We start from the raw sequence: 25,369 nt of genomic DNA, 5'->3' as shown, positions 1-25,369 counted from the left end.
CCGCACAGCAGAGCATGCTCGCCGCGCTCGGCTACGACAGCGTCGCCGCGCTGGTGGAGCGCGCCGTTCCCCGCTCGATCCACGCGCAGCCGCGGCCCACGAGCGACATCCCGGTCGCGGCGACCGAGGACGAGGCGCTGCGGGAGCTGCGGGAGCTCGCGGCGGCGAACCGTCCGGCGAAGGCGATGATCGGGCTGGGCTACTACGACACCCACACCCCGGCGGTCATCCAGCGGAACGTCTTCGAGAATCCCTCGTGGTACACCGCCTACACGCCGTACCAGCCGGAGATCTCGCAGGGTCGGCTCGAGGCCCTCATCAACTTCCAGACGATGGTGACCGACCTCACCGGGCTCGCGACGGCCAACGCGTCGATGCTCGACGAGGCCACCGCCGTCGTCGAGGGGATGCTCGTGGCCCGGCGGGCCACCCGTGGCGCCGCCGGCACCTTCCTCGTCGACGCCGATGCGCTGCCGCAGACGAAGTCGCTCCTGGCGCATCGGGCCGAGGCGCTCGGCATCCACCTGGTGGAGGTCGACTTCGCCCAGGGGCTCCCCGACGACACCGACACCTTCGGCGCGTTCGTGCAGTATCCCGGCGCGACGGGACGCGTATGGGACCCGAGCGACGTCATCACCGCCGTGCACGCCCGCGGCGGCCAGGTCGTCGTGGCCGCCGACCTGCTCGCGCTCACCCTGCTGCGCTCGCCCGGGTCACTCGGCGCGGACATCGCCGTGGGGACGACCCAGCGCTTCGGCGTGCCGCTCGGATTCGGCGGTCCGCACGCCGGCTACATGGCGGTGCGCGCCGGCCTCGAGCGTCAGCTGCCCGGCCGGCTGGTGGGGGTCTCGCAGGATGCCGCCGGGCACCCGGCCTACCGCCTGGCGCTGCAGACGCGAGAGCAGCACATCCGCCGCGAGAAGGCGACGTCGAACATCTGCACCGCCCAGGTGCTGCTCGCCGTGATGGCATCCATGTACGCGGTGTACCACGGACCCGACGGCCTCCGCCGCATCGCGACCGACGTCGCCCGCAAGGCCGAGGCCCTCGCCGCCGAGCTGCGCGGGTACGGGCTCACCCTGGCATCCGACGCCTTCTTCGACACCCTGCGCGTGTTCGTCCCCGGCGACGCGGCCCGCGTGATCGAGCGTGCGCGCTCGCGCGGCTACCAGCTGTTCTGGGCGTCGGACGCGAGCGTCGGGGTGTCGATCGACGAGACCACGACCGCAGCCGACCTCGCCGCCGTGGCGTGGGCGTTCGGCGCGGCGGAGCAACCCGGTGCCGGGATCGGCTTCGCGGATGCCGAGCCGCTGGCGGGCGTCGACGCTTCGCTGCACCGGCGGGAGGAGTTCCTCACCCACCCCGTGTTCACGAGCCACCACTCCGAGACGGCGATGATGCGCTACCTCAAGCACCTCGCCGATCGCGACTACGCGCTGGACCGCGGCATGATCCCGCTCGGGTCCTGCACGATGAAGCTCAACGCGGCGACCGAGATGGCGGCGGTGTCGTGGCCGGAGTTCTCGCGCGTGCACCCGTTCGCCCCCGCCGACGACGTCGCCGGATACCTGGCGATGATCGAGCAGCTCGAATCCTGGCTGGCCGAGGTGACCGGCTACGACGCGGTGTCGCTGCAGCCCAACGCCGGCTCGCAGGGCGAGCTCGCGGGGCTGCTCGCGATCCGCGGCTACCACCGGGCCCACGGCGACACGCAGCGCACGGTGTGCCTCATCCCGTCGTCGGCGCACGGGACGAACGCGGCCTCCGCCGTGCTGGCGGGCATGTCGGTCGTCGTCGTGGCCTGCGACGAGGCGGGCAACGTCGACCTCGACGACCTGCGCGCGAAGATCGCCGCGCACGCCGACCGGCTCGCCGCGCTCATGATCACCTACCCCTCCACGCACGGGGTGTACGAGCACGACGTGCGGGAGATCACCCAGGCCGTGCACGATGCGGGCGGCCAGGTGTACGTCGACGGCGCGAACCTCAACGCCCTGCTCGGCTTCGCGCGTTTCGGCGACCTCGGCGGCGACGTCTCGCACCTGAACCTGCACAAGACCTTCGCCATCCCGCACGGGGGTGGCGGACCGGGCGTCGGGCCGGTGGCCGCGAAGGCGCACCTCGCGCCGCACCTGCCGTCGCACCCGATGTCGCAGCGCGCCGACCACGCCGGCGGCTTCGTCTTCGACGGCGGACCAGTCTCGGCGGCGCCGTACGGGTCGGCATCCATCCTGCCGATCTCGTGGGCGTACGTGCGGATGATGGGCGCGGAGGGCCTGCGGGAGGCGACCGGGGCCGCGGTGCTCGCGGCGAACTACATCGCGCTGCGGCTGCGCGAGCACTACCCGGTGCTGTACGCGGGGGAGGGCGGGCTCGTCGCGCACGAGTGCATCCTCGACCTGCGTCCGCTGCGGGAGGCCACCGGGATCACCGTCGACGACGTCGCCAAGCGACTCATCGACTACGGCTTCCACGCGCCCACGATGTCGTTCCCGGTCGCGGGGACGCTCATGGTCGAGCCGACCGAGTCGGAGGACCTGGCCGAGATCGAGCGGTTCATCGAGGCGATGATCGCGATCCACGCCGAGGCGCACGCCGTCGCGGCCGGGCGCTGGCCGGCATCCGACAACCCGCTGGTGAACGCACCCCACACCGCGCAGTCGGTCGTCGCGGGGTCGTGGGAGCACCCCTACTCGCGCGAGGAGGCGGTCTACCCCGTGCCCTCGCAGGTGCGCACGAAGTACTGGCCGCCGGTGCGCCGCATCGACAACGCCTACGGCGACCGCAACCTCGTGTGCGCCTGCCCGCCCCCCGACGCCTTCGCGTAGCCCGCCGGGGCGCTGAGACGAATCCGGACGGCCGAGACCCTGGGTATCACCCGCGGTCTCGGCCGTCGGTCTTCGTCTCATGGGTGGCGGCGGCCGGCGCAGTCAGCGCGCGGCGGAGTGAGAAGAGGGCGGCGGTGTCTTCGGGCGCCTCGGGGTGCAGGCCGGCGCCGATCAGGATGCCGCGCAACGGTGCGGCGGGCACGGCATCGTGCCATCCCCAGTGGACGACCGTGCGCACGTGCCGACGCAGTCGTGCATCGCGCGCACGTTGGCGGGCGATGACGTCCTGCGCCGGACCCAACCGGCCGTCGTACTTAATTCCGCCGTCGCATTCGCCGGCGACCGATGCTGGTTCCCACAGCATGTCGCTGCGATCGTGGCCCCCGTCGCTCGTTCGGAAAGAGACCTGGAGCGTGGCTTCCGGGAAGCCGAGCCACTCGATGACGGCACGGCTCACGCTCTCGAGCGCGGTCTCCGCCAGCCGGTTCGCCCGAGTCAGCGCCCATCGCGCGACGGCGCGCCCCCGCTTACTGATGCGCTGCTCGTTGCCCTCGCGCAAGGCGGCAGCCCGGAGCGAGGGGTCGGTGCGCAGGCGGCATCGGCGACGGAGAGTCCGATCGCCCTGTGCCGCGACCGGGCCAGATCGACGGCGGTGTCGAGGATGCCCGTCACGAGCAGCCCGCCGACCTCGAGGATCTCGCGTTCGCCGCGGTGGGTGTGCACGCGGATGCCGGAGGCCAGGCGCGAGCGGCCGAGCGGATGCTGCAGCACGTGGACGACCATCGGGTCGCCGAACACCGGCAACCCCACGAGGGCGGCGGCCGACTCGTGGCTGAACACCGCATCGGGGTAGCCGAGTGTCACCGCGTGGACGCGCGCGAGGTACCTGTCCCAGGGAGCGAGGTCATGCCAGGCTTCCGCCGGCGCATAGACGCCCGGCCTGATGCGCGCGAGTTCGCCGCGCGCGATGGCGCGTTCGGGGTGGGGAACCTCCGCAGTGCGCAGGAGCGGGATCGGAGCGGGCCGGGGGCCGGTGAGCTGGAGCGGCATCCGGCAACACTGCCGGGGATGCGTCGCCGGCGGTGTCGCAATCACCCCCCGTTCGGGACAACTCGCGGCTCCCCACCGCTGTGCAGGAGCCCGCGCCGACCGCCCGGCCCCGTGAGACGAATGCGGGCGGACGAGACCGTGGGTGGCACCCGCTGTCTCGGCCGTGAGAATTCGTCTCAGCGACCATGGCAGCGACTATGGCCGCGGGGTCAGCGCACGGGGGCGAAGACGGCGGGCCAGAGGGCGGCGGCCAGGGGGTAGCCGACGAACGAGACCACATCGAGGATCGTGTGCGCGATCACGAACGGCATGACGCGCCCCCACCGGCGGTAGCACCACCCGAACACCACACCCATCGCGAAGTTGCCGATGATGCCGCCGAAGCCCTGGTACGCGTGGTACGCCCCGCGCAGCGCCGCGGCGGCGAGGATGATCGACCACCACCCCCACCCGAGCCGGCGCAGCCGGTCGTAGAGCCAGCCGAGCATGATGACCTCCTCCAGCAGCGCCGCGCGCACCGCGGCGAACAGGAGGATGGGCACCGTCCACCACGCGGCATCCAGGGGGGATGCCACGACCGCCACCGAGATCCCCAGCAGGCGGCCCACGGCATACAGCGCCAGACCGGGGATGCCGATGATCGCGGTGACCAGCACGCCGCGGCCGAGGTCGCCCCCGAACCGGCGGAAGTCCAGCCCCATCCGCCGCAGCGCGTTGGTGCCCGGCTCCCAGAGCAGGTAGACCACGAGGGCGACCAGCGCCAGGTCGAACACGATGTCGAGCACCTGGTACAGCGCGTCCCAGATCGCCGCCGCGTCGCGCGACGGGTTCAGCTGCGTCTGCTGGCGGCCGAGCGGGGTGGGGGACAGCAGGCTGCGCACGAGCGACAGCAGCGAGTACAGCGCCGACTGGCCGAGCGTGATCGCCAGCACGATCGCGATCTCCCACCACAGGCGTGCGCGCTGGGCGGGGGTTGCTCCGGAGGCGGTCGGACTGGGAGCGGTCACCTTGTCAGATTGCCACACGTCGGCCGCGGCGGGTAAAGAGCATGTAACGCTTTGCGTCGACCTTTTGGTCATCTGTGATCAGGTGCCTATCGTTGCAGAATCCATGCGACGGTCCGCCGACCATACCCGGCACCGCCTGCGACATCCCTGCACCAGGAGGAACAGTGAAGCGCAACAGCACTGCGTTCGCCGGACTGGCGCTGCTGACGGTGGGCACCCTTGCCCTCGCCGGCTGCGCTGGCGGCGGCGGCAACACCGCCGAGGAGGAGACCGGCGACGCCGGCGTCTCGACCGCCATCATCACCACCAACGGCACCGAGCCCGAGAACCCGCTGATCCCCACCGCGACGAACGAGGTCGGCGGCGGCAAGATCCTCGACGCCATCTTCGCCGGGCTGGTCTCGTACGAGGCCGACGGCACCGCGGTCAACGACATGGCCGAGGAGATCACGGTCGACGACCCGCAGAACCTGACCGTCAAGATCAAGGAAGGCCAGGTCTTCACCGACGGCGAAGAGGTCACCGCCGACAACTTCATCAAGGCGTGGAACTACGGCGCCCTGGCGTCCAACGAGCAGTACAACAGCTACTTCTTCGAGGACATCGAGGGCTTCAGCTACGACGAGGACTCCGAGCTCACCGGCCTGCAGGAGGTCGACGACTACACCTTCACGATCGCGCTGAACAAGCCCGCGTCGGACTTCGCGCTGCGCCTGGGCTACTCGGCCTACTACCCGCTGCCCGACGCCGCGTTCGAGGACATGGACGCGTTCGGTGAGAACCCGGTCGGCAACGGCCCGTACATGCTCGACGGCGACGGCGCGTGGCAGCACGACGTCAAGATCGACCTCGTCAAGAACGAGGACTACGAGGGTGTCCGCCAGGCGCAGAACGGTGGCCTGTCCATCACGTTCTACTCGTCGCAGGATGCCGCGTACGCCGACCTGCTCGGTGGCGAGGTCGACGTGATCGACGCGATCCCGCCGTCGTCGCTGGCCAGCTTCGAGTCGGATCTGGGTGAGCGCGCTGTCAACAAGCCCGCCGCCGTCTTCCAGTCCTTCACGATCCCGGAGCGCCTCGCGCACTTCTCGGGCGAAGAGGGCCAGCTGCGCCGCCAGGCGCTGTCGCTCGCGATCAACCGCGACGAGATCACCGAGACGATCTTCCAGGGCACCCGCACCCCGGCGCGCGACTTCACGTCCCCGGTCATCGACGGCTGGTCGGACTCGCTCGAGGGCGCCGACGTTCTGGATTACAACCCCGAGCGCGCAGCCGAGCTGTGGGCCGAGGCCGACGCGATCTCGCCCTGGGAAGGCACCTTCCAGATCGGCTACAACGCCGACGGCGGACACGACCAGTGGGTCGACGCGGTCTCGAACTCGATCAAGAACACCCTCGGCATCGACGCGTCGGGCGCTCCCTACCCGACCTTCGCCGAGCTGCGCGAGCTCGTGAACAACGACTCCATCACGACGGCCTTCCGCACCGGCTGGCAGGCGGACTACCCGGGTCTGTACAACTTCCTGGGCCCGCTGTATGCCACCAACGCCGGCTCGAACGACGGTGACTACTCGAACCCCGAGTTCGACGAGCTGCTCGCCGCGGGCATCTCGGCCACCGACCCGGGCGAGGCGAACGAGCTGTTCTCGGAGGCGCAGTCGGTGCTGCTGACCGACCTGCCGGCCCTCCCGCTGTGGTACGCCAACGTCACCGGCGGCTACTCGGAGAACGTCGACAACGTCGACTTCGGCTGGAACTCCGTGCCGCTGTTCCACCTGATCACCAAGTCCGAATAACCTGGTGATCTCACTCGCGAGGCGGTGACGCTCCTGTCACCGCCTCGCGGGCTGTTCCGACGCCGACCACCTCGCCGCGGGGTGGCACCGGCCTGAGTGGGAGCCCGACGCGACCCGTCGGCCTCCCCGATCGCAAGGAGAGCCGACGTGCTCGGTTACATCGTCAGACGCGTGCTCCAGGTGATCCCCGTCTTCTTCGGGGCCACCCTGCTCATCTACTTCATGGTGTTCGCCATGCCGGGCGACCCGATCCTCGCCCTCTTCGGCGACCGCACGCCCAACCCGGCGCTCCTGGAGGCGATCCGCGAGGAGTACCACCTCAACGACCCCTTCATCGTGCAGTACTTCTACTACATCACCGGGGTGTTCCAGGGAGACTTCGGGGTCAGCTTCTCGGGCCAGCCCGTGAGCGAGGTCCTCGCCCGCACCTTCCCCGTGACGATCCGCCTCGCGGCGCTGGCCATCGCGATCGAGCTCGTGCTCGCGATCGTCATCGGCACGATCTCGGGGCTTCGCAAGGGCAAGCTGTTCGACAACGCCTCGCTCGTCATCGCCCTCGTGTTCGTCGCGGTCCCGGTGTTCGTCCTGGCGTTCCTCGCGCAGTACTTCCTGGCGATCCAGCTCGGCTGGTTCCGCCCCACCGTCGGGGCGCAGAACGGCTGGATGGACCTGTGGCTGCCGGCCATCGTGCTGGGACTCAGCCTCTATGCCACGAGCATGCGCCTGACCCGGGCTTCGGTCATCGACACGCTCAACCAGGACTGGGTGCGCACCGCCTACAGCAAGGGCCTGTCGCGTCGCCGCGTCATCCCGGTGCACGTGCTGCGCAACTCCCTCATCCCCGTCATCACCAACACCGCCACCAACTTCGGGGTGCTGCTGGTGGGCGCGACCGTCACGGAGGGCATCTTCAACGTGCCCGGCGTCGGCAACGTGCTGTTCCAGGCGGTCCGTCGTCAGGAGGGCCCCACGGTCGTCTCCTTCGTGACCGTGTTCGTCATCGTCTACGTCCTGGTCAACCTGATCATCGACCTGCTCTACGGTCTGCTCGACCCGAGGATCCGCTATGCCAAGTGACCGGTTTCCCACGGCGCACTACGTCGCGCCCATCAAGACCACCACGATCAACGTCGACGCCGTCCGCGTGGAGGCCAAGCCCAGCAACCTGTGGCGCGACGCGTGGCGGGACATCCGCCGGCGTCCGACCTTCTGGGTCACCGCGCTGCTCCTGCTCGTCGTGGTCCTCATGGCGGCCTGGCCCACGCTGTTCACGCCCGTCCCGCCCAACGCGCAGTGCTTCCTCGCCAACAGCAACGGCGGCCCCGCCTCGGGACACCCGCTCGGCTTCACGTTCCAGGGCTGCGACATCTGGGCGCGCATCGTGTGGGGCGCGCGCACCTCGCTCGTGGTGGGTCTGCTCGCCACGCTCATCAGCACGCTGCTCGGCGTCATCATGGGTGCGCTGGCCGGCTTCTACGGCGGCTGGCTGGACTCGGTGCTCTCGCGGGTCGGCGACATCTTCTTCGCCATCCCGTACATCCTCGCGGCCATCGTCGTCATGAGCGTCTTCTCGCAGAACCGCACCCCGCTCGTCCTCGCCTTCGCGATCGGCGGATTCGCCTGGGCGTCGACGGCGCGCGTGATCCGCTCCGAAGTGCTGCGGGTGCGGCAGGCGGACTTCGTGACCGCGTCCCGCGCCCTCGGCCTGTCGCGGTTCCGCACCCTCCTGGTGCATGTGCTGCCCAACGCCCTCGCGCCGGTCATCGTCGTGGCGACCATCACGCTGGGCGCCGCGATCTCCGCCGAGGCGACCCTGTCGTTCCTGGGCGTCGGACTCGGCAGCCAGACCATGTCGTGGGGTCTGGACATCAGCCAGGCGCAGTCCTCGCTGCGCGTCGCGCCCATGGCGCTGATCTACCCGTCCATCGCGCTGACCCTCACGGTCCTCGCGTTCATCATCCTGGGGGAGCTCCTGCGAGACGCCCTGGATCCGAAAGCGAGGGCACGTCGATGATGCCGGCGAACCGCACGCCTCTGCTGTCGATCCGCGACCTCACCGTCGCGTTCGACGCGGGCAAGACCTCCACCGAAGTCCTCCACGGGATCGACCTCGACATCCACCCGGGGGAGACCGTCGCGATCGTCGGCGAGTCCGGGTCGGGCAAGTCCACGACCGCCTCCGCGATCGTCAACCTGCTCCCCGGCACCGGGCACGTCACGGGCGGGTCCATCACGCTGGAGGGCCGTGACCTCACGACGCTCACGCAGTCGCAGATGGAGCGCATCCGCGGCCGCGAGATCGGCTACGTCCCGCAGGACCCGATGTCCAACCTGAACCCGGTGTGGAGCATCGGCTTCCAGGTCAAGGAGGCCATCCGCGCCAACGGCATCGCCAGCGGCCGCAAAGAGGTCGAGCGCCGCGCCGTCGAGGTGCTGCAGCAGGCGGGGCTGGCAGATGCCGAACGCCGGCTGCACCAGTTCCCGCACCAGTTCTCGGGCGGCATGCGCCAGCGCGCGCTCATCGGCATCGGCCTCGCCGCCGACCCGAAGCTGCTCATCGCCGACGAGCCGACCTCGGCGCTGGACGTCACCGTGCAGCGGGTCATCCTCGATCACATGGCCTCGCTCGCAGCGGAGAAGGGCACGTCGGTCCTGCTCATCACGCACGACCTGGGCCTGGCCGCCGAGCGCGCCGACACGATCGTCGTGATGAACCAGGGCGAGATCGTCGAGTCCGGGCCCAGCCGCGCGATCCTGGAGGACCCGCAGCACCCGTACACCCAGCGACTCGTGGCCGCGGCGCCGAGCCTGGCGTCACAGCGCATCCAGGCCCGCGCCGAGGACCGCGGCATCCAGCATGAAGCCGACCTCGCCACCGCCGAGCCTGCCGTCGTGGTGCGCGATCTCGTCAAGGAGTACAAGATCCGGCAGGGGTCGTTCCGCAGCGAGCGGTTCCGCGCTGTCGACGGCGTCTCGTTCGAGATCCCGCGCGGGCGCACGCTGGCGCTGGTGGGGGAGTCGGGCTCGGGCAAGTCCACGATCGCCAAGATGGTGCTGGACCTCGAGAAGCCGACGTCCGGCTCCATCCTCATCGAGGGCGAGAACATCGCGCGGCTGTCGGGACGCAAGTCCTTCGCCCTGCGCCGCCGGATGCAGCCCGTCTTCCAGGACCCCTACGGATCGCTCGACCCGCTCCGCAGCATCGGCGGCACGATCGCCGAGCCGCTCGAGGTGCACCACGTGGGTGACGCCCGCTCACGACGCGCGCGCGTCGCCGAGCTGCTCGACCAGGTCTCGCTGCCGCAGGAGCTGGCCTCCCGCTATCCGAACGAGCTGTCCGGCGGGCAGCGTCAGCGCGTGGCGATCGCCCGCGCCCTCGCGCTGAAGCCCGACATCGTCGTGCTCGACGAGGCCGTGTCGGCGCTGGACGTGCTGGTGCAGGACCAGATCCTGCAGCTGCTGGCGGACCTGCAGTCCGAGCTCGGGCTGACGTATCTGTTCATCACGCACGACCTCGCCGTCGTGCGCGTGGTGGCCGACTTCGTCTGCGTGATGGAGCGCGGCAGGATCGTCGAGCAGGGGACGGTGGACGAGATCTTCGCCAACCCCGCCGAGGAGTACACCCGACGTCTGCTGGAGGCGATCCCCGGCGCCTCGATGGTGCTCGGCGCCGGTTCCGGCGACCCGGAGACATGAGTCAGGACGCACGTCCGGACCGCCGGGTCTACCGATCGCGATCCGGAACGGTCGCACTCGTGATCGCCGGCGCCATCACGCTGTTCCTCCTGGGGGATGCCGCACTGCGCTCGGGGGTCGGCGGGATGCTGCTGCTGGCGCCGGGGATCCTCCTGGTGGACTGGATCATCTTCGCCGTCCTGTTCGTCCCGAAGGTGCAGACCGATGCTCACGGTGTCACCGTCATCAATCCCCTCCGGTGCGCCGAGGTGCCCTGGGGCCGCGTGCGCGACATCACGACCCGGTGGCAGCTGACGCTGCATCTCGACGACGGCTCCCAGATCGCCGCCTTCGGCGGCCCGGAGGTGCGGCGCCCGCGCCCGCGTCCGCGCGCGACCCCCTGGTCGGATGCCGAGCGGCCCGGTGCCACGTCTTCGGACCTCGATCTCATCCTCGGAGAGTGGGAAAACGCCGACTCCCGGCTGTCTTCGGCGGGCGAGGTGCGCCGGTGGTGGAACCTGCCGGTGCTGTTGTCGCTGGCCGGCCTGATCGTCTGGGGGCTGCTCGCCGTCATGGTGAGCGGCATGGCGGCCTGAGTTAAGGGTTTGTAACTATTGGGCGCCTGGCTTTGGATGGGCTCTGTGCCGAACATATAGTTTCGGTATTCGTAGCCCGAGCGATGAAGGTCCGTCGACGCAGGCCGCGATAACCCTTGCCCGCACCAATGTAGGAGACCAAATGCGTTCACGTCGAACCCTTATCGCCGGGGCCGCCATCGGCGTCACCGCCCTGGCGCTCACCGCCTGCGCGCCGCCCAGCGACGGCAACACCGGTGACAGCAACGAGCCGACCGGCACCGCGTCGATCTCGGTGTCCGTGGGCCCCAACGACTTCATCAGCTACAACGGATTCACGCCCGAGACGTACAGCACGTACAACTCGGCGATCGTCGACCAGCTGAAGGTCGGCTTCACCTACTTCGCGCCGGACGGCACCGTCGAGGACAACACGGACCTGGGCTCCTACGAGCTCATCTCCGAGGACCCGCTCACCGTCGAGTACACGATCTCCGACGACGCCGCCTGGTCTGACGGCACCCCGATCACCGTCGCCGACGTCGTGCTGGCATGGGGCGTGCAGAACACGAACCTCGCCGGCGCAGATGGCCCGCTGTTCAACTCGGTCTCGGCCGACATGGGCGACGAGGTCCCCGAGGGCCCCCAGGGTGACCTCGACGGCAAGGAGTTCACGGTCGAGTACGCCGTGAAGAACCCGGACTGGAAGATCCAGACCTGGCTGGTCGACCCCGCACACATCGTCGCGGAGCAGGCCGGTATGGAGACCGAGGAGCTCGCCCAGGCGATCCTCGACGGCGACAGCGCCGCTCTTGAGCCCGCCGCGGAGTTCTGGAACACCGGCTGGTTCACCAACCCGGGCGAGCTGCCCGACGAGGCGCTCATCCCGTCCTCCGGTCCCTACAAGCTCGGCTCGTGGGATGCCGGTCAGTCCGTCACCCTCGTCGCGAACGAGGACTACTACGGCGAGAAGCTCGCGCCGCAGAACGCGGAGCTCGTGTTCCGCTTCGTCGGCCAGGACGCGATGGTCCAGGCGCTGGACAACGGTGACCTCGACGTCATCGCCCCGCAGCCGACCGTCGACACGCTCGCTCAGCTCGAGGAGCTCGGCGACGCCGTCAACATCCTCGCCGGTCCGTCGCTGACGTGGGAGCACCTCGACTTCAACTTCATCGAGGGCTCGCTGTTCGCCGACAACCTGGAGCTGCGTCAGGCCTTCGCCATGTGCGTGCCGCGCCAGCAGATCGTCGACAACCTCATCAAGCCGATCGACCCGGCTGCCGTCGTGCTGAACGCCCGTGAGGTGTTCCCCTTCCAGCCCACCTACGACGAGGTCCTCGAGGCTTCCTACAACGGTGAGTACGACGAGCCGAACATCGAAGAGGCAGCGCGCATCGTCGCGGAGCAGGGCGCCGAGGGTGCTGAGGTCCGCATCGGATACTCCGCTCCCAACCCGCGCCGTGCCGACGAGGTCGCTCTGATCAAGTCGTCGTGCGACCAGGCCGGCTTCAACATCGTCGACGCGGGCAACGAGGACTTCTTCGCCCCGGGCGGCACCCAGGAGCGCGGTGACTACGAGGTGGCGCTGTTCGCCTGGGCCGGCTCCGGCCAGATCGCCTCGGGCGAGAACATCTACGCCACGGGCAAGCCGCAGAACTACGGTGGCTACTCCAACCCCGAGGTCGACGCCGCATGGGCGACGCTGAAGAACAGCCTCGACCCCGAGGTGCACCTCGAGCAGACCAAGGTGATCGAGGAGCTGCTGTGGGCTGACCTGTTCGGCATCCCGGTCTTCGCCCACCCGGGCGTCGACGCTGCCAGCGCCAGCATCGACGGCGTCGAGCGGACCACCACGCAGAGTGGTATCTCGTGGAACGCGTACGCTTGGAGCAGCGCCGAGTAATTCGGCCGACGTTCAGATGTGCGGGTCGGCCTCCTGCCGGCCCGCACATCTGTGATCGCGACCGTTCCCGATAAACCCGAAGGGAAGCACTGTCGTGCTGAAGTTCATCCTGCGACGCCTGGTCCAGGCGTTCGGCATCATGCTGGGCGCCTCGGTACTGATGTACGTACTGGTCATCAACTCCGGGGATCCGCTCGCAGAGCTGCGCGAGAGCAACGCGCGCAACCGCGAGCTCCTGATCCAGCAGCGCATCGAGTACATGAATCTCGACCTGCCGTGGTGGCAGCGCTATCTCGATTGGCTGGGCGGCGTCAGCCGATGCGTCATCGGCCAGTGCGATTTCGGCACCAACCGCTCCGGCGTAGATGTCGGCACCCTCCTCGGCCAGGCTGCTTCCTCGACACTGCGCCTCGTCCTCCTTGCCACCGTGCTCGCCCTCATCATCGGCGTCGCGGTCGGCATCCTGACCGCCGTCCGTCAGTACTCGGGCCTCGACTACGCGGTGACGTTCGGCACCTTCCTCTTCTTCTCGCTTCCGGTGTTCTGGGCCGCCGTGCTCCTCAAGGAGTACATGGCCATCGGGTTCAACAACTGGCTGCAGGACCCGGGCTTCACTCCGGTACAGATCATCCTCATCTCCGTGGTCCTCGGATTCGTGATGCAGGTGGTTCTCGCGGGCTCCGTCAAGCGGCGGATAGCGACCTTCCTCGTCACCACGGCGTTCTTCGCCATCGTGATGCCGACCTTCACGGCACTCGACCTCTTCCGCAACCCCCAGCTCGGAATGATCGGCGTCGCCGTCCTGACCTTCGGTGTGGCGCTCAGCGTCACCGCCATGACCGTGGGGCTGCGCAACCGGGAGGTGCTCGTTCCGGCGCTCATCACGGCTGCCGGCGTCAGCATCATGCAGCTGGTGCTCTTCAACGTCTTCGTCTACTACATGAACTGGGGCGTGCTCATCCTCGGCATCGTCCTCGCGATCGCCCTGCCCTGGGTCCTCGCGCGGTTCATGAGCCACCGTTACCGCACTCAGGCGATCATCGCCGCCACGGTGACGGGCGTGATCGGTGCAGGACTCACGGCACTCGACCACCTCTTCCGGGTATGGCCGACGTTCCTGAATCTCAAGCCTCGTCCGATCTCCACGATCGGCTCGCAGACGCCGAACTTCCGCGGTGGCTTCTGGGAGACCTTCCTCGACTACGGCACGCAGATGCTGCTGCCGACGCTGCTGCTGACGCTCATCTCACTGGCGAGCTACAGCCGGTACACCCGCACCTCGATGCTCGAGGTGAACCGTCAGGACTACATCCGCACCGCGCGCGCGAAGGGCGCGCCGGAGCGCACCGTCATCTTCCGGCACGCGCTGCGCAACGCCCTCATCCCGATCGCGACGATCGCCGCGTTCGACTTCGCGGGCCTCATCGGCGGCGCGGTCGTTACCGAACGCGTCTTCGGATGGAAGGGGATGGGTGACCTGTTCGCCGTCGGCCTCGACCAGGTCGACCCCGCGCCGGTCATGGCGTTCTTCGTGATCACCGGTGGTGTGGCGGTGCTGTTCAACCTTCTCGCCGACATCTCCTACGCCTACCTCGACCCCAGGATCCGAGTATGAGCAACAACTCCACACCCCAGAACGACGCGATCTACGACCTCGCAGAGGCCGAGGACGCGGCCCTCGCCGCCAAGGACACCAAGCCGCTCTCACAGGGACGGCTGGTGCTGCGACGGTTCCTCCGTCACCGTGCGGCGCTGATCTCGACCGTCCTCCTCTTCGCGATCATCATCGTCGCCTTCACGTCGATCGGCTTCGCCGGCATCCCCGGCTGGTGGGACAAGAGCTACCTCGCGGCGGGCAACGTCATCGACGGCGGCCGTCCGACGCTGAGCCTGATCCCGACGTGGCTCGGCGGGGACGGCATCCGCTGGGGCGAGCACCCCTTCGGGCAGGACAACGTCGGCAAGGACTACTTCTCGCTCGTGATGGTCGGCACCCAGCGGTCGCTGATCATCGCCTTCACCGTGGGTATCGTCGCGACGACGATCGGCGCCGTCATGGGCGCGGTCGCGGGCTACTTCCGCGGCTGGGTCGACAACGTGCTGATGCGCATCACCGACATCTTCATCGTCATCCCGCTGCTCGTCCTCGCCGCCGTGCTCGGCAAGATCTCCGGCGGAGGCATCTTCGCGCTCGCCCTGATGATCGGTCTCGCCTCGTGGACGGGCCTGGCGCGTCTGGTGCGCGGAGAGGTCCTCTCGCTCCGTGAGCGCGACTACGTCGCGGCCGCCCGTTCGACCGGTGCGAGCGCGTTCCGGATCATCTTCAAGCACCTGGTGCCCAACACGATCGGCATCATCGTCGTGAATGCCACGTTCGCGATCGGCGGCGCGATCCTGCTCGAGAGCTCGCTGAGCTTCCTCGGGTTCGGTGTGCGGGCGCCCGAGACGTCGCTCGGTCTGCTCATCAGCACGTACCAGGGTGCCTTCACCAACCGGCCGTGGCTGTTCTGGTGGCCGGGCATGATCATCCTGGTCATCGTGCTGGCGGTGAACTTCATCGGGGACGGTCTGCGCGACGCCTTCGATCCGCGGCAGACCCGCAAATGGAGTCCACGCAGACTGGAACGCCTGCGCGCTGAGAAGGGACTGTCGTGACGTACATGGACACGCATGCCGCAGACGCGGATGCCGTGCTGCGGCTCACCGATCTGCGGGTCGACTTCGCCGTCGAGTCCGGACTCGTCCGCGCTGTCAAGGGTGTGAGCCTCGATCTCCGCCCCGGCGAGGTCGTCGCGATCGTGGGTGAATCGGGTTCGGGCAAGTCGGTGAGCTCATCGGCCGCCATGGGGCTGCTCCCCGAGAACGCCCTGGTCACCGGCTCCGCCGAGGTCGGCGGCACCGAGGTCGTCGGTATCGCGCCGGAGAAGATGCGCGCGATGCGGGCCACCCAGGTGGCGATGATCTTCCAGGAGCCGATGTCGGCGCTGAACCCGGTGCTGACGGTGGAGCGGCAGATGACCGAGGTCTTCGAGCTGCACGACGTCGCCTACGGTGCGGACGCGCGGGAGCGCTCGGTCGAGCTGCTGCAGCGCGTGGGCATCCCCGACCCCGAGACGCGCATCTCGCAGTACCCGCACCAGTTCTCGGGAGGTCAGCGGCAGCGCATCGTCATCGCGATGGCGATCGCCCTGAACCCTCGCGTGATCATCGCCGACGAGCCCACGACGGCTCTCGACGTCACGGTGCAGGCCGAGATCCTCGACCTGATGCGGTCGCTCAAGGACGACCTCGACGCCGGCATCCTGCTGATCACGCACAACATGGGCGTCGTGGCGGACCTCGCCGACCGCGTGGTCGTCATGTACAAGGGCGAGCTCGTCGAGCAGGGCCTGGTGACGGACGTGCTCAAGAACCCGCAGCACCCCTACACCCGCAAGCTGCTCAACGCCGTGCCGCGCCTGTCGGGTTCGGCCCTGGGTGCGGGTACCGCGGTCACCGAGACGCGCGAGCGCGAGCGCGCCGCGGCGACGCCGGCCGAGCGCGACCTGGTGCTCGTGGCCGAGGATCTCGCACTGGACTACGTGATGCGCGGCAAGGCGTTCCGCGCCGTCGAAGGGGTCTCCTTCGACCTCGGCAGGCGCGAGGTGCTCGGCGTCGTGGGTGAGTCCGGATCGGGCAAGTCCACGATCGCGAAGGCGGTGCTGGGCCTGCTTCCCGTGGCCTCGGGTTCGCTCAAGGTGCGCGGTGAGGACTTCGCCAAGCTGCGCGGGCGCGCCGCGAAGAACGTGCGTCGTCACATCGGCGCGGTCTTCCAGGACCCTGCGTCGTCGCTGAACCCCCGCTTCCCGATCGGCGAGTGCATCATCGAGCCGATGGTCGTGCACCGTGTGGGCGACAAGCGGTCGCGTCAGGCCCGTGCCCGCGAGCTCCTCGACGCCGTGCGCCTTCCCACCGACGTCGTCAACCGCTACCCGCACGAGCTCTCCGGCGGTCAGCGTCAGCGTGTGTCGATCGCGCGCGCGCTCTCGCTGAAGCCCGAGCTGCTGATCGCGGACGAGCCGACGTCGGCCCTCGACGTCTCCGTGCAGGCCGCAGTGCTCGACATGCTGCGCGAGCTGCAGCGGGAGTTCGACTTCGCCTGCATGCTGGTCAGCCACGACCTGGCCGTCGTCGACATGCTCGCCGACCACGTGCTGGTGATGAAGAACGGCCACGCGGTCGAGCAGGGTGTGACGAGCACCGTGCTGCACGACCCGCAGGACGACTACACCAAGCGTCTGCTCGCCTCGTCGCCCGTCCCCGACCCGGTCGAGCAGCGCGAGCGCCGGCTGGCCCGCCGCGCGCTGCTGGACTCGCTCGGAGAAACCCCGGAGGCGGGGGAGTAGCCACGATCAGCCCCAGGTGAGAGCGTCTTCGCACGCTCGCCGGCGGAGGCGGATATACACGGAATGAGGCGGGGTCGACGAGACCCCGCCTCGCTTCCTGTATCCTGGAGTGTCGGCCTTTCGGTTTCACCGGGGGACGGCGAAGACTCTTTCCCCTCTCCCTGCAAGGAAAATCGATGGCGCACGCCCTCCGTCCGGACCTCCGTAATGTCGCGATCGTCGCGCACGTCGACCACGGCAAGACCACGCTCGTCGACGCGATGCTCCGCCAGACCGGGTCCTTCGGCTCTCACGAGCACATGGAGGAGCGCGCGATGGACTCGAACGACCTCGAGCGTGAGAAGGGCATCACGATCCTCGCCAAGAACACGGCGATCACCTACAACGGCCTGCACACCGACTCCCCGGTGACGATCAACGTCATCGACACCCCCGGCCACGCCGACTTCGGCGGCGAGGTCGAGCGCGGCCTGTCCATGGTCGACGGCGTGGTGCTGCTGGTGGATGCCAGCGAGGGCCCCCTCCCGCAGACCCGCTTCGTGCTGCGCAAGGCGCTGGAGGCCAAGCTTCCCGTCATCCTGCTGGTCAACAAGACCGACCGCCCCGACGCCCGCATCGCCGAGGTCGAGGAAGAAGCCCACGACCTGCTGCTGGGCCTCGCCTCCGATCTGCAGGACGATGTGCCCGACCTCGACGTCGACGCACTGCTCGACGTTCCGGTCGTCTACGCCTCGGGTCGCGCGGGCGCGGCATCCACCACTCGTCCCGAGAACGGCAGCCTGCCGGACAACGACGACCTGGAGCCGCTGTTCGAGGCCATCCTGCAGCACGTGCCTGCCCCGTCCTACGACGACGAGGCGCCGCTGCAGGCGTGGGTCACCAACCTCGACTCCTCGCCGTTCCTCGGCCGCCTCGCCCTGCTGCGCGTCTTCAACGGCACGCTGAAGAAGGGCCAGACGGTGGCCTGGGTGCGCGCCGACGGCACGACCAGCAACGCCCGCATCACCGAGCTGCTGAAGACCCGCGCCCTCGACCGCTACCCGGCCGAGTCCGCCGGCCCCGGCGACATCGTCGCCATCGCCGGTTTCCCCGACATCACGATCGGTGAGACGATCGCCGACCCCGAGGACGTGCGGCCCCTGCCGCAGATCCACGTCGACGAGCCGGCGATCTCGATGACGATCGGCACGAACACCTCGCCGCTGGTCGGCAAGGTCAAGGGTCACAAGCTGACCGCGCGCATGGTCAAGGACCGCCTCGACCGAGAGCTCATCGGAAACGTGTCGCTGAAGGTCGTCGACATCGGGCGCCCCGACGCGTGGGAGGTGCAGGGCCGCGGTGAGCTGGCCCTGGCCATCCTCGTCGAGAACATGCGCCGCGAAGGCTTCGAGCTGACCGTCGGCAAGCCCCAGGTGGTCACGAAGAAGATCGACGGCAAGACGTACGAGCCGTTCGAGCACCTCACGATCGACGCCCCCGAGGAGTACCTGGGTGCGATCACCCAGCTGCTGGCCGCCCGCAAGGGGCGCATGGAAAACATGACCAACCACGGCACCGGCTGGGTGCGCATGGAGTTCATCGTCCCCTCCCGCGGTCTCATCGGCTTCCGCACCGAGTTCCTCACCACCACCCGCGGCACCGGCATCGCCAACGCGATCTCGCACGGCTACGAGCCGTGGGCCGGGCACATCCAGACGCGTCAGAACGGCTCCGTCGTCGCTGACCGCTCGGGTGTCGTCACGCCTTTCGCGATGATCGCCCTGCAGGAGCGGATGTCGTTCTTCGTCCAGCCCACGCAGGAGGTGTACGAGGGCATGGTCATCGGCGAGAACTCGCGCGCAGACGACATGGACGTGAACATCACCAAGGAGAAGAAGCTCACGAACATGCGTGCCGCGAGCTCGGACACTTTCGAGTCGATGACGCCGCCGCGGGTGCTGACGCTCGAGGAGAGCCTCGAGTTCGCCCGCGACGACGAATGCGTCGAGGTCACCCCCGAGATCGTGCGCATCCGCAAGGTGAACCTGGACGGCAACGAGCGAGCCCGCGCCACCGCCCGCCTGAAGCGCCAGGACGCCAGCGCCTGAGCCGGTGCCCGGTAGCATCGACGGGTGAGTGAAGACCCGCCCTCCGCCGGGGCGGATGCCGACCGCCAGGTGCGACGCGCGACCCGCGAAGGGTTGGGCGTCGCCCTGGCGACCAGCGCCTACGGGGTGTCGTTCGGCGCGCTGGCGGTGTCCGCCGGCCTCGACGTATGGCACACGTGCGTGCTGAGCCTGATGATGTTCACCGGCGGCTCGCAGTTCGCGTTCGTCGGCGTGATCGGCGCCGGGGGAGTGGCTGCCGCGCCGGCGGCCATCGCTTCGGCGAGCCTCCTGGGCGTGCGCAACGTCGCCTATGCGATGCGCATGGCTCCGGTGATCGGCGGCCGGCGCTGGCACCGGGCCGCAGCGGCGCAGTTCACCATCGACGAGTCCACCGCCGTCGCGCTCGCCCAGACCGCGCCGCGTGCGCGCCGCGCGGGGTTCTGGGTCACCGGGGTCGGAATCTACGTCGGTTGGAACCTGTCCACCCTCGCCGGAGCGCTCCTCGGCGATCTGCTCGGCGACCCCCGTGCCTACGGACTCGATGCCGCGGCCGCTGCGGCGTTCCTCGCGCTGCTGTGGCCGCGCCTGCGGCAGCGGCAGGCGATCGTGGTGGGAGTCGCGGCCGCCGTCGTCGCCACCGTGCTCACGCCGGCCCTCATGCCCGGCCTGCCGGTGCTCCTCGCCGCAGTGGTGGCGATCGTGGTGGGCGCGTTCAACTGGTTCGCGCCCCGCGGAGCCGCGACGGGCTTCGCCGAACCCGACGACGTGCCCGAGCGGGAGGGGCTGCCGTGACCCTCTGGACCGCGGTGCTCCTGGCATCCGTCGTGTGCGTCGGGCTGAAGGCGGTCGGGTATCTCATCCCGCCGAAGGTGCTCGAGGCGCCGGCGCCCTCCCGCATCGCGGATCTGCTCACCGTGGCGCTCCTGGCCGCCCTCGTCGCCGTCCAGGCGCTGGGGATCGGGCAGGCCGTGGTGGTCGACGCCCGCGTGCCCGCCCTGGCGGTGGCCGCCGGGCTGCTGCTGCTGCGCGCCCCCTTCCTCGTGGTGGTGGTCGCCGCCGCCGCGACCGCCGCGCTGCTGCGCCTCGCCGGGTGGGCGGCCTGACCGCCGCCTAGACTGAACCCGTGACGACGACCGGTGCCCGCGTAGTGACGTGGATCCTCGCCCTCGCCGTGGGGCTCGTCTACGGTGTGGCCGGCACGGTCGCGCAGGCCTTCCTCCTCGGGCCGATCCCGCTGGGCCTGCTGCTGGCCGTCATCGGGGTGACCGCGCTGCTGATCGCGATGCGGCTGCTCACCGCCGACCGCTGGGCGGCTCTGGCCGCAGGTCTCGGCGTGATGGTGGCCGCGCTGGTGTTCTCCGGTGCCGGCCCGGGCGGGTCGGTCATCGTGCCCGCGCCACCCGCGGGGGAGTTCTCTCCCGGCCTGGTGTGGACCATCGCGGTTCCGCTGATCGTGGCGGTCGTCGTGGCCTGGCCGGATCTGTCCCGCCTTCCCTCTCCCGAGAGGTCGCCTAGACTGAAGCGGTGACGTATGTGATCGCTCTTCCGTGCGTCGATGTCAAGGACCGAGCCTGCATCGACGAGTGCCCTGTGGACTGCATCTACGAGGGTGAGAGGTCGCTGTACATCCACCCCGATGAGTGCGTGGACTGCGGCGCCTGCGAGCCGGTCTGCCCCGTCGAGGCGATCTACTACGAAGACGACCTCCCCGCCGAGTGGGCGGACTACTACACGGCCAACGTCGAGTTCTTCCAGGACATCGGCTCGCCTGGTGGTGCCGCCAAGACCGGGGTGATCAAGCACGATCACCCGATCATCGCCGCTCTCCCGCCGCAGGCCTGACGTGGGGGTCGCCGACCTCGCCGACTACCCCTGGGATGCCGTCGCGCCGTACGCGGCGACCGCGCGCGCCCACCGCGGGGGCATCGTGGACCTCTCGATCGGCTCTCCGGTCGATCCGACGCCGCCCGTCATCGCGGCCGCCCTCGCCGCCGCGACCGATGCGCACGCCTACCCTCAGACGGCGGGAACCCCCGGCCTGCGCGCGGCGATCGCCGCGTGGTTCGCCCGCCGGCGCGGCGTGCCGGGGCTGACCCCCGACCACGTCCTGCCGACGGTGGGTTCGAAAGAGCTCGTCGCGCTGCTGCCGCTGCTGCTCGGCCTCGGCCCCGGGGACGTCGTCGTGCACCCGCGCGCGGCCTACCCCACCTACGAGGTCGGCGCTCGGCTGGTCGGCGCGACGCCGCTGGCCGCCGACGATCCCGCAGACTGGCCGGAGGGCACCCGCCTGATCTGGCTGAACTCGCCGGGCAACCCCGACGGGCGCGTTCTCGACCACGACCACCTGCGTGCCGCGGTGACGCGTGCCCGGGAGCTCGGCGCGGTGATCGCCGGCGACGAGTGCTACGCCGAACTGGGCTGGGACGGCCGCTGGGCGCACGAGCCCGTCCCCAGCATCCTCGACCCGCGGGTGACCGGGGGAGAGCCCACCGGCGTGCTGTCGGTCTACTCGCTGAGCAAACAGTCGAACCTGGCCGGCTACCGCGCCGCGTTCCTCGCCGGAGACGGCGACATCGTCGCCCGGCTGCTGACGGCACGCAAGCACCTCGGCCTGATGCCGCCGGCGCCCGTGCAGGCTGCGGCTGCCGCCGCCCTCGCCGACGACGCGCACGTCGCGGCGCAGAAGGAGATCTACCGTCGCCGGCGCGCCGTGCTGCGCCCAGCCCTGGAAGGGGCGGGCTTCCGCATCGACCAGAGCGAGGCCGGCCTGTACCTGTGGGCCACCGAAGGCCGCGACGCCTGGGAGAGCATGGGCGCACTGGCCGAGCGCGGCATCCTCGCCGGTCCCGGCCACTTCTACGGCAGCCACTTCCCGCAGCACGTGCGCTTCTCCCTCACCGCGACCGATGAGCGCATCTACGAAGCGGCCAGGCGACTGGCGCCCTCGTAGGTTTCCTCCACCCGATCGGCCGTTCCTCTGGCGCTGATCGGAGTACGCCGCCCAGCCCAGTAGGCTGTATCCACCGACGACCCCGACCGCAAGGAGGCTTCGTGAGCGACGCGAGCACCCAGCAGCCCACAGCCCCCCAGCCCGTAGCCACGGTGACGATCGGGGAGCGCACCGCAGAACTGCCGGTCATCACCGGCGCAGACGGCGCGCCCAGCGTCGACCTGTCGACCTTCACCAAGCAGACCGGTCACACCACCCTCGACTACGGCTTCGTCAACACGGCGGCCACGAAGTCCGCCATCACCTACATCGACGGCGATGAGGGCATCCTCCGCTACCGCGGATACCCCATCGAGCAGCTGGCGACCAACAGCACCTACCTCGAGGTCGCCTGGCTCCTGCTGTACGGCGAGCTGCCCACCGCCGACGAGCTCGGCGCATTCGACGAGCGCATCCGCCGTCACACGCTGCTGCACGAGGACATCAAGCGCTTCTTCTCGTCGCTGCCGCACACCGCGCACCCCATGTCGGTGCTGTCGTCGGCGACGGCGGCCCTGTCGACCTATTACGAGGGTCAGTCCGACCCCAGCAACCCCGAGCACGTGGAGCTCAACACCATCCGCCTGCTCGCGAAGCTGCCGGTCATCGCCGCCTACGCGCACAAGAGGAGCGTCGGCCAGGCGTTCCTGTACCCCGACAACTCGCTGAGCTTCGTCGACAACTTCCTGCGCCTGAACTTCGGCGTCATGAGCGAGCAGTACGAGATCAACCCCGTGATGTCCCGGGCGCTCGAGCGCCTGCTGATCCTGCACGAGGACCACGAGCAGAACGCCTCGACGTCGACCGTGCGCCTGGTGGGATCCACGGGGGCCAACCAGTTCTCCTCGATCTCCGCCGGCATCAACGCCCTCTACGGACCGCTGCACGGCGGTGCCAACGAGGCCGTGCTCGACATGCTCGCTCGCATCCGCGACTCCGGCGAGAGCGTGCAGCGCTTCGTCGAGCGGGTCAAGAACAAGGAAGACGGTGTGAAGCTCATGGGCTTCGGGCACCGCGTGTACAAGAACTACGACCCGCGCGCGAAGCTCGTCAAGGAGTCCGCCGACGAAGTGCTCACCGAGTTGGGCGTGCACGACCCGCTGCTGGATCTCGCGAAGGAGTTGGAGGAGATCGCGCTGAACGACGATTACTTCCAGCAGCGCCGCCTGTACCCGAACGTGGACTTCTACACCGGCGTCATCTACAAGGCGATGGGCTTCCCCACCCGCATGTTCACGGTGCTGTTCGCGATCGGCCGCCTCCCCGGCTGGCTCGCCCACTGGCGCGAGATGCAGAACGACCCGCAGACGAAGATCGGCCGCCCGCAGCAGCTGTACACCGGCTCGCCGCTGCGCGATTACCCCGGCGCCTGACGCGTCGCGGCCTCGCCGAGCCGGAGGGGTGACCTTCGGGGCCGTTGGGGCGTAGCCTGACCCGCGCACGACCATCCGTACGAGCGGAGGCGCCATGTGGGAACAGACGACGGACCCTTTCGGGAGCCTCTGGCTCTCTGCATTGACGGCGGCGATCCCGATCGTCGTGTTCCTGGTGTGTCTGGTGCTGCTCAAGCTCACCGGCATCCTCGCCGCCGTGATCGCGCTGGTCGCCCAGATCATCGTGTCGATGTGGGGGTTCGGGATGCCGGCGAGCGCCGTCGCCGGGTCCGGTCTGCTGGGCATCCTCACCGCGCTCTGGCCGATCGCCTACATCGTCGTGATGGCGCTGTGGCTGTACCGGCTGGCGGTCGCGAGCGGTCACTTCGACGTCATCCGCGCCTCGATCGGCGGCATCTCGCGTGACCAGCGCATCCAGGTGCTGCTGATCGCGTTCGCCTTCGGAGCGTTCCTGGAGGGTGCCGCCGGGTTCGGGGTCCCCATCGCCATCTGCGCTGCGCTGCTCGTGCAGCTGGGCTTCCGCCCGGTGCGGGCGGCCATGATCTGCCTCGTCGCCAACGCCGGCGCGGGCGCGTACGGCGCCATCGGCATCCCCGTGCTCGTCGGTGCCCAGGTCACCGGGATCGACGTCGCCGTGCTGTCGAAGGCGATGGTCGTCGTGCTGCAGCCGCTCACGGTGCTGATCCCCTTCCTGCTCGTCGTGATCCTCGACGGCTGGCGAGGCCTGCGGGAGACATGGCCGGCGACACTGGTGGTCACCGTGGTCTTCAGTGGCATCCAGGGCGGGGTGCTCTGGTTCCTCGGACCCGAGCTGGCCGACCTCGGCGCCGGTCTCGGGACGATGGTCGCGCTGTTCCTCCTGGGACGGATCTGGCAGCCCAAGAACCAGTTCCGCGCCGACGGCGATGCCGTCCCCGAGGCGCAGTCCCACTCGCTGGGTGAGATCGCACGGGCCTGGAGCCCGTTCTACATCCTGACGGCGTTCATCCTGCTGTGGAGCCTGCCGTTCTTCAAGAACCTGTTCGCCGCGGAGGGGCCGCTGGCCGGCGCCGCCTTCGCGGTGCCGATCGCCGGTTTGACCGACGAGGTGGTCACCGCGTCCGGCACCGTCGTCACCGCCACGTGGGCGTTCACGCCGATCAATGCGACCGGCACCGCCATCCTGCTGGCGGTCATCGTGTCGTACCTCACGACGCCACGCGCGTCGCGGCCGAGTCTGCTGGGGGAGTTGGGCGGGACGCTGCGCACGCTATGGCAGGCGCTCGTGCTGATCGCCCTGATCCTGGCGCTGGCGAACATCGCCAACTACTCCGGCGGTTCGACCTCGATGGGGCAGGCCCTCGCGGCGATGGGCGTGCTGGTGCCGCTCGTGGCCCCCGTCATCGGCTGGGTCGGGGTGTTCCTCACCGGCTCGGTGGTCAACAACAACACCCTCTTCGGGCCGTTGCAGGTGGCCAGTGCGCAGGGCATCGGCGCCGACCCGTCGCTGCTGGTGGCGGGCAACACCGCCGGCGGCAACACGGCGAAGGTCATCTCTCCGCAGTCGATCGCGATCGCCGCCGGGGCGGTGGGATTGTCGGGCCGCGAGAGCGAGATCCTGCGGGCGTCGATCCTCTACAGCCTGGGGATGCTGGTGTTCATCTGCCTGTGGTGCTTCACGCTGTTCCTGGTGTTCTGACG

At 69.4% G+C, this 25,369-nt stretch carries 21 protein-coding genes; 18 read left to right on the top strand and 3 right to left on the bottom strand.

Annotated elements, in window-relative coordinates; genetic code table 11:
• The first annotated feature begins 14 nt into the window (after positions 1-14).
• Entirely contained in the window at positions 15-2,828 is a 2,814-nt protein-coding gene (gcvP, locus tag NQ165_RS03620) for an aminomethyl-transferring glycine dehydrogenase (RefSeq protein WP_374940924.1), read from the top strand.
• Positions 2,829-2,874: 46 nt separating this feature from the next.
• On the opposite strand, the gene NQ165_RS03615 is transcribed toward gcvP, so the two are convergent.
• The 3 genes from NQ165_RS03615 to NQ165_RS03605 all read right to left on the bottom strand — a co-directional run bounded on the left by NQ165_RS03615 (position 2,875) and on the right by NQ165_RS03605 (position 4,903).
• Positions 2,875-3,285 carry a hypothetical protein gene (locus NQ165_RS03615; RefSeq protein ID WP_257531359.1) on the bottom strand — a complete coding sequence of 137 codons (411 nt, stop codon included), beginning with the start codon at positions 3,283-3,285 and terminating at the stop codon, positions 2,875-2,877.
• Between the two features lie 38 nt (positions 3,286-3,323).
• Positions 3,324-3,878 (bottom strand): hypothetical protein, encoded by a 555-nt coding sequence (locus tag NQ165_RS03610; RefSeq protein ID WP_257531357.1) that lies wholly within the window; start codon positions 3,876-3,878, stop codon positions 3,324-3,326.
• A 209-nt stretch (positions 3,879-4,087) separates the two neighbouring features.
• Positions 4,088-4,903, bottom strand: a complete 816-nt coding sequence (locus tag NQ165_RS03605) for a CPBP family intramembrane glutamic endopeptidase (RefSeq protein WP_374679362.1) — start codon at positions 4,901-4,903, stop codon at positions 4,088-4,090.
• A 146-nt stretch (positions 4,904-5,049) separates the two neighbouring features.
• Between NQ165_RS03605 and NQ165_RS03600 the strand changes: the two genes are divergently transcribed.
• The 17 genes from NQ165_RS03600 (at position 5,050) to NQ165_RS03520 (ending at position 25,367) form a co-directional block, all read left to right on the top strand.
• Positions 5,050-6,681 (top strand): ABC transporter substrate-binding protein, encoded by a 1,632-nt coding sequence (locus NQ165_RS03600; protein ID WP_257531353.1) that lies wholly within the window; start codon positions 5,050-5,052, stop codon positions 6,679-6,681.
• 147 nt (positions 6,682-6,828) lie between these two features.
• Positions 6,829-7,758: an ABC transporter permease gene (locus tag NQ165_RS03595; protein ID WP_257531351.1), complete on the top strand. Its 930-nt coding sequence runs from the start codon at positions 6,829-6,831 to the stop codon at positions 7,756-7,758.
• A complete protein-coding gene (locus tag NQ165_RS03590) occupies positions 7,748-8,695 on the top strand; it encodes an ABC transporter permease (protein ID WP_257531349.1) in 948 nt (315 codons plus the stop codon). Before NQ165_RS03595 ends, NQ165_RS03590 begins: the two co-directional genes overlap by 11 nt.
• The gene (locus NQ165_RS03585; RefSeq protein WP_257531347.1) at positions 8,692-10,377 is read left to right on the top strand and encodes an ABC transporter ATP-binding protein; all 1,686 of its coding nucleotides are present in this window, start codon (positions 8,692-8,694) and stop codon (positions 10,375-10,377) included. Before NQ165_RS03590 ends, NQ165_RS03585 begins: the two co-directional genes overlap by 4 nt.
• A gap of 59 nt (positions 10,378-10,436) precedes the next feature.
• Positions 10,437-10,952, top strand: a complete 516-nt coding sequence (locus NQ165_RS03580) for a PH domain-containing protein (protein ID WP_257531346.1) — start codon at positions 10,437-10,439, stop codon at positions 10,950-10,952.
• A 142-nt stretch (positions 10,953-11,094) separates the two neighbouring features.
• The gene (locus NQ165_RS03575; RefSeq protein ID WP_257531343.1) at positions 11,095-12,834 is read left to right on the top strand and encodes an ABC transporter substrate-binding protein; all 1,740 of its coding nucleotides are present in this window, start codon (positions 11,095-11,097) and stop codon (positions 12,832-12,834) included.
• Positions 12,835-12,928: 94 nt separating this feature from the next.
• The gene (locus tag NQ165_RS03570) at positions 12,929-14,449 is read left to right on the top strand and encodes an ABC transporter permease (RefSeq protein ID WP_257531341.1); all 1,521 of its coding nucleotides are present in this window, start codon (positions 12,929-12,931) and stop codon (positions 14,447-14,449) included.
• Positions 14,446-15,489, top strand: coding sequence for an ABC transporter permease (locus tag NQ165_RS03565; RefSeq protein ID WP_257519191.1), 1,044 nt, complete (start codon positions 14,446-14,448; stop codon positions 15,487-15,489). Before NQ165_RS03570 ends, NQ165_RS03565 begins: the two co-directional genes overlap by 4 nt.
• Before the next feature lie 5 nt (positions 15,490-15,494).
• Entirely contained in the window at positions 15,495-17,219 is a 1,725-nt protein-coding gene (locus tag NQ165_RS03560; protein ID WP_257531753.1) for an ABC transporter ATP-binding protein, read from the top strand.
• Positions 17,220-17,395: 176 nt separating this feature from the next.
• Positions 17,396-19,306, top strand: a complete 1,911-nt coding sequence (gene typA / locus NQ165_RS03555; RefSeq protein ID WP_257531339.1) for a translational GTPase TypA — start codon at positions 17,396-17,398, stop codon at positions 19,304-19,306.
• A gap of 24 nt (positions 19,307-19,330) precedes the next feature.
• Positions 19,331-20,098: an AzlC family ABC transporter permease gene (locus NQ165_RS03550; RefSeq protein ID WP_257531337.1), complete on the top strand. Its 768-nt coding sequence runs from the start codon at positions 19,331-19,333 to the stop codon at positions 20,096-20,098.
• Positions 20,095-20,409: an AzlD domain-containing protein gene (locus NQ165_RS03545; RefSeq protein WP_257531335.1), complete on the top strand. Its 315-nt coding sequence runs from the start codon at positions 20,095-20,097 to the stop codon at positions 20,407-20,409. Before NQ165_RS03550 ends, NQ165_RS03545 begins: the two co-directional genes overlap by 4 nt.
• A gap of 20 nt (positions 20,410-20,429) precedes the next feature.
• The gene (locus NQ165_RS03540; protein ID WP_257531333.1) at positions 20,430-20,834 is read left to right on the top strand and encodes a histidinol dehydrogenase; all 405 of its coding nucleotides are present in this window, start codon (positions 20,430-20,432) and stop codon (positions 20,832-20,834) included.
• Complete coding sequence (fdxA, locus tag NQ165_RS03535; protein WP_257516462.1) at positions 20,831-21,148, top strand: ferredoxin; 318 nt, start codon at positions 20,831-20,833, stop codon at positions 21,146-21,148. The genes NQ165_RS03540 and fdxA overlap by 4 nt, the downstream gene beginning before the upstream one ends.
• A 1-nt stretch (position 21,149) precedes the next feature.
• Positions 21,150-22,256: a succinyldiaminopimelate transaminase gene (gene dapC, locus NQ165_RS03530; protein WP_257531331.1), complete on the top strand. Its 1,107-nt coding sequence runs from the start codon at positions 21,150-21,152 to the stop codon at positions 22,254-22,256.
• Positions 22,257-22,357: 101 nt separating this feature from the next.
• A complete protein-coding gene (locus NQ165_RS03525; RefSeq protein WP_257531329.1) occupies positions 22,358-23,668 on the top strand; it encodes a citrate synthase in 1,311 nt (436 codons plus the stop codon).
• Between the two features lie 94 nt (positions 23,669-23,762).
• A complete protein-coding gene (locus NQ165_RS03520) occupies positions 23,763-25,367 on the top strand; it encodes an L-lactate permease (protein WP_257531327.1) in 1,605 nt (534 codons plus the stop codon).
• Positions 25,368-25,369: the final 2 nt, after the last annotated feature.

Origin of the sequence: Microbacterium sp. zg.Y1084, from assembly GCF_024623595.1 — a bacterium.
In the GTDB taxonomy this organism is placed as follows: Bacteria; Actinomycetota; Actinomycetes; order Actinomycetales; family Microbacteriaceae; genus Microbacterium; species Microbacterium wangruii.
The sequence above is the reverse complement of the archived record's forward strand: the minus strand, read 5'-3'. Positions and strand labels throughout refer to the sequence as shown.